Origin of the sequence: Variovorax paradoxus (genome assembly GCF_022009635.1) — a bacterium.
Taxonomy (GTDB): Bacteria; Pseudomonadota; Gammaproteobacteria; order Burkholderiales; family Burkholderiaceae_C; genus Variovorax.
This window is the reverse complement of sequence record NZ_CP091716.1, coordinates 2,777,485-2,789,699: the sequence shown is the minus strand read 5'-3', so window position 1 is coordinate 2,789,699 and position 12,215 is coordinate 2,777,485. Positions and strand designations below refer to the sequence as shown.

Genomic DNA, 12,215 nt, shown 5'->3' with positions numbered 1-12,215 from the left:
ATTCATTGGAAATGCTCGAGTGCACTCGAAGTCAAGCGCGCCATGAACAGGCGGCTGGCGTTCAGCCCCGCTTGGCGTTGGCCATGCCCTTGGCCACTTCGTTGGAGCCCTGCGCAGCGCCGCTCTGCGGCACGACCTCGCCCTGGCGCTCCGTCACTTCCGACAGGCGCGCCGCAAGCTGCTCGGGCGTGTCGGCCTCGATGCCCAGCCAGGCGCCCTGCGTCAGCGTGATGTGCGCTGCCTCGAAGGTGCCGGCGCCAGCGCACAGGATCGTGCGGTTGGGCGCGTCCTGCGCGGCCAGCACCAGCATGGCGGGCACCACGGCCTCGGGGCGGAAGGCTTCGAGCATTTCCTTGGGGAACAGGTCCTCGGTCATGCGGGTCGCTGCCGTGGGCGCCAGGCAGTTCACGCGGATGTCGTTCTTCGCGCCCTCGATGCTCAGCGTCTGCATCAGGCCCACCAGCGCCAGCTTGGCCGCGCCATAGTTGCTCTGGCCGAAGTTGCCGTACAGGCCCGACGACGACGTGGTCATCACGATGCGGCCGTACTTCTGCTCGTTCATGAGCGCCCAGACGGCCTTGGTGCAGTTCACCGCGCCCATCAGGTGCACGTCGACCACCAGCTTGAAGTCGGCCAGTTCCATCTTCGCGAAGCTCTTGTCGCGCAGGATGCCGGCGTTGTTCACGAGGATGTCGACGCGGCCCCAGGCATCGACGGCTTCCTTGACCATGGCTTGCACCGCGTCGAAGTCGGTCACCGAAGCGCCGTTGGCAATGGCCTCGCCGCCGGCCGCCTTGATCTCGTCGACCACCGCCTGCGCGGCGCTCACCGAACCGCCGGAGCCGTCGCGCGCGCCACCCAGGTCGTTCACCACCACCTTGGCGCCGCGCGCGGCCAGTGCCAGCGCATGCTGGCGGCCCAGTCCGCCGCCCGCGCCGGTCACGATGGCCACGCGGCCCTTGAAGTCGATGCTGCTGTTGCTGCTGCTCATGTCTCTCTGTCGCTTTCCTAGGGAGTTGCTTGCCGTTGTTCGTCGTTGCCGCCCTGAAGGCGGCAGCGTGGCGTTTTACCCCAGAAAGGCGCCGGCGCGCAGTCCTGCACGCGTCAGGCGGTCAGCCGTGGCTCAACCGTGAGCGGAGCGCACCTGCTCGCAGTAGGCCACCAGCTGGTCGAGCTCGGCCGACTTGTCGAAGAAGGCGTCGGCGCCCAGCTGTTCAGAGCGCTGGCGCATGTCGGTGGTGGCGTAGTTGCTGAGCACCACAACCTTCTGGTGCGGCGCGCGGTTGCGGCAGGCGTGGATCACGCCGAGCCCGTTGCCGCGCTTGAGGAACAGGTCGACGATGGTCAGGTCCCAGTCGTTGCTGTGCAGGCGCAGCCAGGTCACGGCCTCGTCTTCGGTGCTGGCGGAGGCCACGACCTCGGCATCGGCCACGTCCTGCAGGAAACCGACGAGGTTCTCCCGGATCACGGGGCTGTCTTCGACGAGGTAGGCCTTGAAGCTCATGGCGATACCGCCACCCCGGCGGCGGGCCGGGAAATACAACAGAGGGTCGAAGATGGGCAGGACATGGGACACATGGTCTCCGCCCTGGCCGCGCACGCGGTGGGCCATGCGGGCCAATGCCTGTAGGCCATCGGCCAGCACGCCTGTCGGCATGCGAGGGGCGGGGCCGCGCCCGCAGCCCCGCGTTGGGCCCAAAGGCCTACGCGGCCAGCGCCGCCACGCGGCCGCGCGTCATGCCCAGGCGCGCGGGCGACACGTACTGCTCGCGGTAGATCTCGAAGGGCATGGTGTCGGCGGCCTCGATGCGCTTCTGCTCCTGGATCGACTCGGCCGTCATGCGCTCGAACGCGGCCTGCTGCTCGGCCGAGAACGGCAACGCGAGCAGCGCGGCGCGGGTCTGCTCCGACTGGGCGCGAACGAAGCCGACAAAAGAGTTGCCATGCTGCTGCTCGATGGCGGCCAGCACGCGTGCCGAAGGCAGGCTGTCGGGGTCCTGCAGCGCGGCCAGGGCGGCGCGCACCGCGTCGGCGTGCTGCGTGCCGCCGCCGTGCGCCGCGTCGAGTGCCGCGGCAATCGGCAGGCACTGCTCGGCCAGTTCCACGCCCCAGTCGGCCAGCGTCACTTCGCTGCCGCCGCGCGCGAGACGCAAGCCCGGCTCGCGGCCGCGCGCGGCCGTCAGGTGCTGGTTGCGCGCGAGGTCGGCGATTTCCTGCGGCGTGTCGTCGGGGCTGTCGCTCAGCAGGCAGTGCAGCAGGAACACGTCGATGAAGCGCATGGTTTGCGCATTGATGCCGACGGTTTCGAAGGGGTCGAGGTCCATCAGCCGAACTTCGACGTATTCCACGCCGCGCTCGCGCAGCGCATGCAGCGGGCGTTCGCCGGGGTTGATGACGCGCTTGGGGCGGATGGTGCCGTAGAACTCGTTCTCGATCTGCAGCAGGCTGGTGCCCAGCTGGTTGTAGTCGCCACCCAGGTTGCGGATGCCGATGGATTCGTACGCAGGCCACGGGCGCGTGAGCGCGTCCTGCAGCGAGGCGCCGTAGCCCTCGAGGCTGTTGTAGCTCACGGCCAGCGAGGCCTGCGCGTCGCTCTGGTAGCCCAGGCGGCCCATGCGCAGCGAGGTGCCGTGCGGCATGAACATGCTGCCGTCGCCTAGCGGCTGCAGCTCGTGCGGGCGGCCCGCCACGAAGCTCGAACACAGCGCCGGCGAAGCGCCGAACAGGTACAGCAGCAGGAAGGCGTGGCGGCGGAAATTGCGGATCAGCGCGAAGTACTGTTCGCTCGACACGTCGGGCAGCGACCAGTTGTAGTGGATGCCCGAAATGGTCTGCATGCGGCGGCCATAGCGGTGGCTCAGGCCCATGCGGTAGACGCTCTTGGCGCGGCCCACGTTCGACGAGCCATAGCGGCCGATCGGAATGGTCTCGTCGGTCGGCAGGCCGCAGGGCATGCTCGACACCCAGAGGCGCTCGTCGCCCAATCCGTCGAGAACGCGGTAGGTGAACTGGTGCACCCGCGTGAGCTCTTCCAGGGCCGACTCCACGCCGCCGTGAACGCCCGTGATGAGTTCGAGCTGCGATTCGCTGAAGTCGGTCGTGATGTGCGGATGCGTGAGCGCGGAGCCCAGGGCTATGGGATGGGGCGTGAGCGCGAGCTTGCCGTCCGGCAGCGCGCGCAGGCTTTCCTTCTCGATTCCGCGTCGCATGCCTTTCAGTCGTGTCGCTGAAAGAGCACCCAACCTCTCCTGCAATCTGTTGCTCATATTGTTATGACCCATCAATCTTCTGAGGGGCTGGAAGGTAGCACGGGTGCGCGCACGTTGCTTGCGCAGGGAATCCCGCGTTCGGCTAGCCTGCCGGGCGCTATTTTTTTGATAGCTTCGCGCATAGACGCCACGGGGGTCGAATGCTTGGGCGATGCGCCGGAATCAGGCCTTGGCGCGGCCCGCCGAGAGGTCGATCTCGTCGGACTGGTAGACATGAATCTCCGGCGTGCCGTCGGCCATGGCCGCCAGCGCCTTGCCGAAGGCGCGCGAGGCGTCCACCCGGAAGTGCGTCTGCAGCGCGGCCATGTCGCTCCAGCGCTCCACGAAGGTCAGGCGCAGCGGCTGGAGCACGTCGGTGGTGACTTCATGCGAGATGCAGCCGGGCTCGGCGCGCGAACGCTGCACATGCTCGGTGCTGATGGCCAGCATCGCCTGCAGGGTGTCGGGCTTTGCCAGCGCGTGTCCGATGACCAGGATCATGGGGTTGTCTCCTTCAGCCGAGCACCCGCAGAAGAAAGCGGTTCAGGTCGGCAATTTCTTCCATGCACACAGAGTGCGCCATCGTGTACTCGTGCCACTCGACGGTGTAGCCCAGGGCGGTGAGCGCATCGCGCGAGCGCACGGCGGCGGCCAGCGGCACCACCGGGTCTTGCCGGCCGTGCGCCAGGAAAACCGGCGTCTCGTGGTTGGCGGCGTGGCGCTCGGCCGCGGTGGTGGCGGCAATCGGCAGGTAGCCCGAGAGGCCGACGATGCCCGCCAGCCGCTCGGTGTGGCGCAGGCCCGTCATGAGGGACATGGCGCAGCCTTGCGAGAAGCCCGCCACCACGATGCGGTCGGCGGCGATGCCACGGACCTTCTCGCTGGCGATGAGTGTCTCGATGGCGGCTTGCGAACGGCGCAGGCCGGCTTCGTCCTCGCGCGCCGCGAGATCGGCCACGGCAATGTCGTACCAGGCGGGCATCTGGTAGCCGCCGTTGATGGTCACCGGAATGACGGGCGCATTGGGAAACACGAAGCGCACCGGGCCCACGGCCGCCAGGTCGAGTTCGTTGGCAATCGGCACGAAGTCGTTGCCGTCGGCGCCCAGGCCGTGCATCACGATCACCGTGGCGGTGGGGTTGGGGGCGGTTTCTATCTCGATCGGGGGACGGGACATGGTCGGGCAAAGGTATTCAGAAAGGCGGATGACCGGACCTTAGCGCATTCGGGGCCCGCCAGAGGCATGGAAACGGCCGGTTGGCTGACTTGCACATGGTTGCGCGGCGCCCAACATGCTTTGCAAAGACACCAAGGAACCTCGCGTGAGCCATTCCCCTCCCCTGGTAGAGACCAAGCTGGCCGGCATCGTGCTGGTGTGCGGCGACTGCGAAGAACGCAAGGACGGCCCCACGAAACTCGGGGCCAAGCAGGTCCGCAAGGAGCTGAAGCACGGCCTGTCGCACCTGCCCGCGCGGCTGCGCGTGGTGCAGTGCAGCTGCCTGGGCCTGTGCCCCAAGAAGGCCATCGCGCTTGCGGCGGTGGCGCAAGGCCATGCCCCGCTGGCCGCCGAGGCGTGCCGCGAAGAAGACGTGGAAGCCTTCGCCAAGGCGCTGGCCCGGTCCGTCAAGTGAGACAGGCCGCGGGACCTATTCGGCCTTGATGCCAACCGCCTTCACGATCTGCGCATAGCGCTCGTATTCGCTCGACACCTGCGCCTGGAACTGGCGCTGCGCATGGCCGGTGGCCTCGATGCCCTGCGCCGCCAGTTCGGCGCGGGCCGCCGGCGTCTGCACGATGCGGCCGGCATCTGCCGCGATGGCGTCGATCACCGGCTGTGGCGTGCGGGCCGGCGCGAACAGCCCGAACCAGGTACCCGAACGGTAGCCCGCATAGGTCTCGCCCACGGTCGGCACTTCGGGCAGCAGCGCATGGCGCTTCTCGCCGCTGGTGCCCAGGGCCACCAACCGGCCGCTGCGGATCTGCGGCAGCGCCGGGCCCACGGCGATGAACATCACGTCGACCTGGCCGGCAATCACGTCCTGCATGCCCAGCGGGCCGCCGCGGTACGGAATGTGGGTGACGTAAATACCGGCCTTCTGCTTGAGCAGCTCCATGCTGAGCTGCTGCGGACTGCCATTGCCGGCCGAGGCGTAGTTGATGCGCCCCGGATGGGCCTTGGCCGCGCGCACGAAGTCAGCCACCGTGCGAAAACCCGTCTTCGGGTTGGCCACCAGCACGAAGTCGATCTGGCCGAGCGACACCACCGGCACCAGGTCGCGCCGTGCGTCGTAGGGCAGGCCGGCCTGGATGTTGGGAAGGATGGTGATCGGCCCGTCGGCGCCCACCAGCAGCGAATAGCCGTCGGGCTGCGCCTTGGCCAGGCCGTCGGCCGCCAGGATGCCGGCCGCGCCGGCCCGGTTGTCGATCACCACCGGCTGCTTCCACTGCTCCGACAGCCGCTGCCCCAGGAAGCGGGCCAGCACGTCGGGCGAACTGCCGGGTGTATTCGCGACCGTGATGTGCACCGGCTTCGAGGGGTAAGCGCCGGCGGCGGGCTGCGCCTGCGCGGCCAGGGGGAGCGATACGCCGGCCCACAACACGCCCAGGGCGAATATCGGAGTCAGCAGGGAACGGGCGCGCATGATGGACTTTCGGTAGCGAGAGACAAAGCGCGCGATTCTGGCGCTCTCCCGTTCGCACGCGAACGACCCATTTGTCAGATGCTTAGGCGTATTCGGGCATATGCCGATGCCTTGCGACGCCCCCGATCGGGACGCGGGCACCCGGGATGCAACACAATGGCGTTTCGCATGAAGACCACCACCCCGCACCCGAAGCCCCCTCTTGCCGCCAGTGCCCCCGCGGCGCCGTTCGACAGCGAACGGCTGCTGCGCGACAGCGGCCTGCGCGTGACGCGCGCCGCGCAGACCGTGCTCGAACTGCTCGAACACAGCTCCCAGCCGCTCACCCACGAGGAAGTGGCCGCCGCCTACACCGCCGCCGCAGGCGAAGCGCCCGACCGGGTCACGGTCTACCGGGTGCTCGACCGGCTGGTCGAAGCCGGCCTGTGCGACCGCCGGGTGGGCGCCGACCGGGTCAACCGCTTCTCCCGCCATGTGGAGGCCGCCTCTGGCAACACCTTCGAATGCGACCAGTGCCACAAGGTGCTGGCCCTGCCCTCCGACCCCGAGTTGCCGAAAGTGATGGGCAGGCTGGGCAAGGCGCTGCGCAAGCAGGGCATCGACACCCGCCACACCGCCCTGACCTTGCACGGCACCTGCGGCGAGTGCGCCAGATAGCCCTGCCAGCCGTTCACGCGTTCCAGGACGGGAACGGATCGGGAAAGTTCTGCCACCACGAGGCGCCGAAGCGCATCTCGTTTTCCGTCAGCAGGCAGGCGTCGAGCCGCGCACGCAGCGCGTCTTCATCCATGCCGATGCCGATCAGCACCAGTTCCTGCCGCGCGTCGCCGGTGGCCGGGTCCCAGTTCCTGCGGATCAGCTCCAGCGCCTCGGGGTCCGTCGGCCAGTGCTCGCGCGGCACCGCCGCCCACCAGAAGCCCGCCGCGCCGTAGCGGCAGGCGCCGCCGGCCTGCGACCACGAGCCCGCGCGCGTGGCCCGGCTCGCGAGCCAGAAGAAGCCCTTGGAGCGCACCACGCCCTCCCATTCGCTCTGCACCAGCTTCCAGAAGCGCATCGGGTGGAACGGCAGGCGCGAGCGGTAGACGAAGCTGCGGATGCCGTATTCCTCGGTCTCGGGCAGATGCTCGCCGCGCAGCTCGGCCAGCCAGCCGGGCGCCTGCTCGGCCTCCTCGAAGTCGAACAGGCCGGTGTCGAGCACCCGGTCGAGCGCCACGCGCCCGAACTCCGACACCTCGATGCGGGCGCGCGGATTCAGGCTGTGCAGGATCGCCATCAGCCGCTCGCGCTCCTCTGCGGTGACGAGATCGATCTTGTTGACCACCAGCACGTCGCAGAACTCGATCTGCTCGATCAGCAGGTCGACCACCGTGCGCGTGTCCTCGTCGCCCAGCGACTGGCCGCGCTGGCCCAGGCTGTCGGCCGAGCTGTAGTCGCGCAGGAAGTTGAAGGCGTCGACCACCGTCACCATGGTGTCGAGCCGCGCCACGTCGGCCAGGCTCTTGCCGTCTTCACCGGCAAAGGTGAAGGTCTCTGCCACGGGCAGCGGCTCGGAGATGCCGGTGGACTCGATCACCAGCTGGTCGAAGCGCCCCTCCTTCGCGAGCCGGCCGACCTCGACCAGCAGGTCTTCGCGCAGCGTGCAGCAGATGCAGCCGTTGCTCATCTCGACCAGCTTCTCGTCGGTGCGCGACAACTGGGCGCCGCCGTCGCGCACCAGCGCCGCGTCGATGTTGACCTCGCTCATGTCGTTGACGATGACCGCCACGCGGCGGCCTTCGCGGTTGTTGAGGATGTGGTTCAGCAGCGTGGTCTTGCCGGCGCCGAGAAAGCCGGAGAGCACGGTGACGGGGAGGCGGTCGGCCATGTGGGCAGGCTCCATATATGCAACAGGATTGCATTATATGGAGCAACGCAACTTTGTTGCGTTTGATGCGAGTGCAGCCCGCTCGCACCGCTTGGCCGCTCAGTCAGTAGTCGAGGCTCGGATACCAGTCCTTGCCCCGCCCTTCCGGCGTCATGTCGAGCAGGTTCCATATCGGCATCGCATCGGGCGCGCCGCGCGGGTCCTGCCCGGGGTCGGCGGTGCCGGGGCTCATCTCTGCGGCCCAGAAATGGCGGATGGTGTCGCCGTCGCGCCGAAACACGTTGAAGGCCGGGTTGTCTCCGCCGTCGGGCTTCTCGCCGGCATAGTCGAGGTTGAAGTCGTTGCCGCCCGACGAGTACAGCGGCAGGTGGCGCCAGCCGCGCTCGCGCGCAAAGGCCGTCATGCGCTCGATGGGCGAGGTGGCGATCACCGCGAACGCCACGCGCTGCAATATGTCGGGCATCTCGCCGTCGTAGGCGCTGAGCAGCGACGTGCACATGGGGCATGGCCGCTCGCGCTGCGGACCGAACATCCAGTTGTAGGTGATGAGGGTGTGGTGCCTGCCGAACAGCTCCGAGAATTTCACCGGGCCGTCGACGCCCTGGAACATATAGTCCTGCGGCACGATACCGCCCGGCGGCAGTGCACGGCGCATTTCGGCCACGCGCTCGATGCGTCGACGCAGATCGATTTCTTCGGCGAGCAGCTCGGTGCGTGCCCTGCGGTACTCGGCGCTTTCGCCAGGGAAGCGCACGGGGTTGGACCTTGCAAGCTGGCTGGCGGACGCAAGGCTGAAAGACTCGGCATTGGCGGACATGGCGGATCACCTCCTGAAGGCCTGGAAGATGGTGGAGTGGCGTTGATCGCCGTGCCATCTTGATCCTGAACATCGCGCCACGCCAGTACGTGCTTTTCCCCTGCCGGGCCTGGAGTTGTCCTACGCCGCGCTACATCTCGAAAGCCTCGACCTGCCGCCCGTCGATATCGGTGAAGCCGTAGGCACGCGCCAGATCGGCCACGCGCAGCACCTCGCCGGTCTTCTCCATCACAGCCGGGTCTGCAGCCAGCGCGGCCACCGCCCGGCCCAGGTAGCGCGGCGACTCCGTGCGCGCGAGCTCGGGCTTTTCGTGCCAGTGCGCCTCGTCGGTCCTGTGGCCGGCCAGCACGAACTCCGTGCGCATCCAGCCCGGCGACACCGCGACTGATGCAACGCCGTGCGGCTTCAGGTCGTGCGCCATGCCGAAGGCCAGCCGCGTCATCGACGCCTTGGCTAGGTCGTAGAACAGGCTGCCGCGCAGGTAATGGCCCCGGTCCCAGAAGGTGGTGGTGACGATCAACCCCTTCTTCTGCCGCACCAGCATCGGCGCGGCGCAGCGGCTGGCCACCAGGTGGTTGCGCACGCCGCGGTCGAACATGCTGTCCCAGTTGGCCAGCGGATGCTCCCAGAACGGCGCCTCGAACACGCCGTTGAAACTCTCGTGGCCGCCCCAGGCGTTGTTGACAAGCAGGTCGAGGCGGCCATGCTCCGTTTGCACGCGATCGAACAACGCGGCCACCTCGTCCTCGCGGGTGTGGTCGCATCGCACGGCGATGCCCCGGCCGCCCTGGCGCGTGACCTCGTCGGCGGTGTCGTCGATGCTGCCGGGCAGCGCCTGCATCTCCGACAGAGCCAGCAACTGGCCGTAGCTTTCGGCCGGCCGTTCGCGCGTGCTGCGGCCGGTGACGTACACGGTGGCACCGGCAGCGCCCAGTTCGACCGCAATGCCGCGCCCGGCGCCCCGGCTCGCGCCTGTTACCACCGCCACGCAGTCCTTTAGCGGACGGTCGGTGATTTCTTCTTTCTGCATCTTTTCGGCTCCTTGTTCGAGAGCGAACGAAGATAGCCCGCGCTCAACCGCCCGTCTTGGAAGAACCCGAAGCCGCGCGTCCCAGGAACTCGGTCGGCGTGACACCGCACAGCGCTCGGAACTCGTTGACGAGGTGCGACTGGTCGTAGAAACCGCCCTCCAGCGCGACCTCCGCCCAGGCCGGCACCGGCCGCCGCCGCAGCGCGCGCAGGCAACCGTGCATCCGCGCGAGCCGGCTCCAGGCGCGCGGCGACAGGCCGACGTGTGCATGAAAGAGCTGCTGCAGGCGCCGTTCGCCGACACCGACCGTCGAGGCCACGTCGCGCAGCCGCAGGCGCCCTTCGGCCTCCGCGATCAGCCGCGCCGCCTGCATGGCGATGTCGTTACCCGCGGCGATGCGGTTGTCGCCCAGGCGGTGCAACAGGGCCGCCTGCAGCAGCGCGACACGCCCGGCGTCGTCGGGCATTTCGGCCATGCGCTCGAGCAGCGCCGAACCCTCCCCCCGCCACAGCGCATCGAGATGGACCGCGCCGCCGCCGATCTCGCCGGCCGGCAGCCCCAGCAACGACGCCGCGGCACCGGCGCGCAGCGTGACGGAAAGCCCTTCGACCTTGCGCCGCATGCGCACCACGACGGGCGCGGCCGAAGCGCCGATGGCTTCCACCGCCAGGCCGCCGCCATCACTGCTCCCGGCGGAAGGCGCATCGCCGAAGTTGAAGACCAGCCGCACCGCGCCGTCGGGCAGCACCCGCTCGCGCATCTCGTGGCCTTCCGCAAAAGTCTCGCGGTACAGCATGACGTGCGACACATGCCCGCGCAGCGCGGCGCTCACCGGAAATGCGCGCAGCGTGCCGGCGGGCATGGCCGACTCCGGCCCGTGCAAGGGGTCGTCTTCGAGCCGGAGGAAAAGGCGTTCGCCCATGGATGCCGATTGTGTTGAAAAAACCGGCCCCTGCAGGTCGCCGAAAATCGGCATCTTCACCTTTTTCGCTCCCGTTTGCCGCATGCCCGCCACCGCCCTGCCCGTTCTCTACTCGTTCCGCCGTTGTCCGTACGCCATGCGCGCCCGGCTCGCATTGGCGGCAGCGGAGCAGGCCTGCGAGCTGCGCGAGGTGGCGCTGAAGAACAAGCCCGCCGAAATGCTCGCCGCCTCTCCCAAGGGCACGGTGCCGGTGCTGCTGCCCGGCGACGGCACGGTGCTGGAGCAGAGCCTGGACGTGATGCTCTGGGCGCTGCGCCGCAACGACCCGCTGCGCTGGCTGCAGCCCGATGCCGGCGCGCTGCCGGACATGCTCGCGCTGGTCGCCGAATGCGATGACAGCTTCAAGCCCCTGCTCGACCGCTACAAGTACCCCGACCGCCACCCGGACGGCGGCGAGCCGGCCCGCGAACTCGGCGCACGATTCCTGCGCGACCTCGAAGACCGGCTCTCGGCCTCGCCGCAGCTCACCGGCGGCCACGCCACGCTGGCCGACGCGGCGCTGATGCCCTTCGTGCGCCAGTTCGCGATGGTCGATGCCGCATGGTTCGCCGCGAAGCCGTGGCCCCGCCTGCAGGCCTGGCTCGACGGTTGGACGGGCTCCGCGCTGTTCGAGCGTGTCATGGGCAAGTACGCGCCGTGGAAGACCGGCGAGCCCGGCGTCAGGTTCTAGCTAGGCCAGCATCTCCGCCGCCGACGCACGCTGGATGCACTCGATGAAGTGCTGCGCCGCCGGCGTCGACAACTGTCCCTTGCGCCGCAGCACACACACGTTGAGCATCGGCAGCACCTCGTCAACGTCGACCCGGCGGATGCCGTGCCGCTTGAAAGTCAGCTTGACCAGCGGCTCGACGAACAGGCCGATCAAATCCATGTTGCCCACCAGCCCGAGCGCCACCGTCACCGACTGCCCCTGGATGATGCGCGAGGGTGGCGGCAGCCCCAGCGGAGTGAACAGCGGCGCCACCGACTCGCGCCCGCGGTCGTCGTCGCCCGGCAAGATCCATTCGGCCGGGTACAGGTCGAGCAGCGAGCGCGCGCCGCGCAGCGGATGGCGGTTGCGCATGCCCACCACCAGTTGCACCGGAAACAGCTCCAGCGCCTCGAACTGCGGATCGAGCGTGCCAGGCACCACGTGGGCCACCGCAAAGTCGAGGTAGCCGTCGCGCAGCCGCGCCAGCATCCACGGCAGCACCGCTTCGCTGAACTGCACGTCGACGGCGGGCAGGCGGGTGTGGAAGTCCTTGAAAGCGGTCGGCAGCACGGTGAGCGCGAACGATGCGCTCACCGCCATCGACACCGTGCCGGTGGCGCCGTCGCGGATCTGCGCGATCTCGTCCCGCGCGCGCTGCATGTCGGCCAGCAGCAGCCGCGCACGCGGCGCGAAGGCCTGGCCGAACTCGGTGAGCCGCACGCCCTTGACGCTGCGCTCCACCAGCGGCGCGCCCACCTCGCGCTCCAGCTCGCGCACGATCTTCGTCACCGCGGGCTGCGACAGCCCCAGCATCCGGGCCGCGGCGCGGATGCTCATCTGCTCGACCACCGCCACGAAGGCGTGCAACTGATTGGGTTTCATGACAACCAAAAGTTATCGTTATGACCCAATTATTGTCTTTTCATGACAGCGACGAGTCT

At 68.6% G+C, this 12,215-nt stretch carries 14 protein-coding genes; 3 read left to right on the top strand and 11 right to left on the bottom strand.

What is annotated here, in order from left to right:
• Nucleotides 1–61: 61 nt before the first annotated feature.
• From L3V85_RS12990 to L3V85_RS12970, 5 genes are all read right to left on the bottom strand, one after another.
• Nucleotides 62–991, bottom strand: a complete 930-nt coding sequence (locus L3V85_RS12990; protein ID WP_237679608.1) for an SDR family NAD(P)-dependent oxidoreductase — start codon at nt 989–991, stop codon at nt 62–64.
• Nucleotides 992–1,123: 132 nt separating this feature from the next.
• Complete coding sequence (locus L3V85_RS12985) at nt 1,124–1,657, bottom strand: response regulator (protein WP_414080210.1); 534 nt, start codon at nt 1,655–1,657, stop codon at nt 1,124–1,126.
• A gap of 46 nt (nt 1,658–1,703) precedes the next feature.
• Nucleotides 1,704–3,266 (bottom strand): glutamate--cysteine ligase, encoded by a 1,563-nt coding sequence (gene gshA / locus L3V85_RS12980; protein WP_237679607.1) that lies wholly within the window; start codon nt 3,264–3,266, stop codon nt 1,704–1,706.
• 165 nt (nt 3,267–3,431) lie between these two features.
• A complete protein-coding gene (locus tag L3V85_RS12975) occupies nt 3,432–3,749 on the bottom strand; it encodes a putative quinol monooxygenase (protein ID WP_237679606.1) in 318 nt (105 codons plus the stop codon).
• A 13-nt stretch (nt 3,750–3,762) separates the two neighbouring features.
• Nucleotides 3,763–4,425, bottom strand: coding sequence for an alpha/beta hydrolase (locus L3V85_RS12970; protein ID WP_237679605.1), 663 nt, complete (start codon nt 4,423–4,425; stop codon nt 3,763–3,765).
• A 145-nt stretch (nt 4,426–4,570) separates the two neighbouring features.
• Here L3V85_RS12970 and L3V85_RS12965 point away from each other — a divergent pair, with 145 nt between their 5' ends.
• Complete coding sequence (locus L3V85_RS12965) at nt 4,571–4,879, top strand: hypothetical protein (RefSeq protein WP_237679604.1); 309 nt, start codon at nt 4,571–4,573, stop codon at nt 4,877–4,879.
• A 15-nt stretch (nt 4,880–4,894) separates the two neighbouring features.
• Here L3V85_RS12965 and L3V85_RS12960 read toward each other — a convergent pair whose 3' ends face one another.
• Nucleotides 4,895–5,890: a Bug family tripartite tricarboxylate transporter substrate binding protein gene (locus L3V85_RS12960; protein WP_237679603.1), complete on the bottom strand. Its 996-nt coding sequence runs from the start codon at nt 5,888–5,890 to the stop codon at nt 4,895–4,897.
• A gap of 168 nt (nt 5,891–6,058) precedes the next feature.
• Here L3V85_RS12960 and L3V85_RS12955 point away from each other — a divergent pair, with 168 nt between their 5' ends.
• Nucleotides 6,059–6,547 (top strand): Fur family transcriptional regulator, encoded by a 489-nt coding sequence (locus tag L3V85_RS12955; protein WP_237679602.1) that lies wholly within the window; start codon nt 6,059–6,061, stop codon nt 6,545–6,547.
• 13 nt (nt 6,548–6,560) lie between these two features.
• Here the strand turns inward: L3V85_RS12955 and zigA are convergent, their stop codons facing one another.
• The 4 genes from zigA to L3V85_RS12935 all read right to left on the bottom strand — a co-directional run bounded on the left by zigA (nt 6,561) and on the right by L3V85_RS12935 (nt 10,523).
• Nucleotides 6,561–7,754, bottom strand: coding sequence for a zinc metallochaperone GTPase ZigA (gene zigA / locus L3V85_RS12950; RefSeq protein WP_237679601.1), 1,194 nt, complete (start codon nt 7,752–7,754; stop codon nt 6,561–6,563).
• A gap of 103 nt (nt 7,755–7,857) precedes the next feature.
• A complete protein-coding gene (locus L3V85_RS12945) occupies nt 7,858–8,571 on the bottom strand; it encodes a DUF899 family protein (RefSeq protein ID WP_237679600.1) in 714 nt (237 codons plus the stop codon).
• A 130-nt stretch (nt 8,572–8,701) separates the two neighbouring features.
• Nucleotides 8,702–9,601 (bottom strand): SDR family oxidoreductase, encoded by a 900-nt coding sequence (locus L3V85_RS12940; protein ID WP_237679599.1) that lies wholly within the window; start codon nt 9,599–9,601, stop codon nt 8,702–8,704.
• A gap of 43 nt (nt 9,602–9,644) precedes the next feature.
• Entirely contained in the window at nt 9,645–10,523 is an 879-nt protein-coding gene (locus tag L3V85_RS12935) for a helix-turn-helix transcriptional regulator (protein ID WP_237679598.1), read from the bottom strand.
• Nucleotides 10,524–10,605: 82 nt separating this feature from the next.
• Between L3V85_RS12935 and L3V85_RS12930 the strand changes: the two genes are divergently transcribed.
• Entirely contained in the window at nt 10,606–11,253 is a 648-nt protein-coding gene (locus L3V85_RS12930) for a glutathione S-transferase (protein WP_237679597.1), read from the top strand.
• Here the strand turns inward: L3V85_RS12930 and L3V85_RS12925 are convergent, their stop codons facing one another.
• Nucleotides 11,254–12,156, bottom strand: coding sequence for a LysR family transcriptional regulator (locus L3V85_RS12925; RefSeq protein ID WP_237679596.1), 903 nt, complete (start codon nt 12,154–12,156; stop codon nt 11,254–11,256).
• Nucleotides 12,157–12,215: the final 59 nt, after the last annotated feature.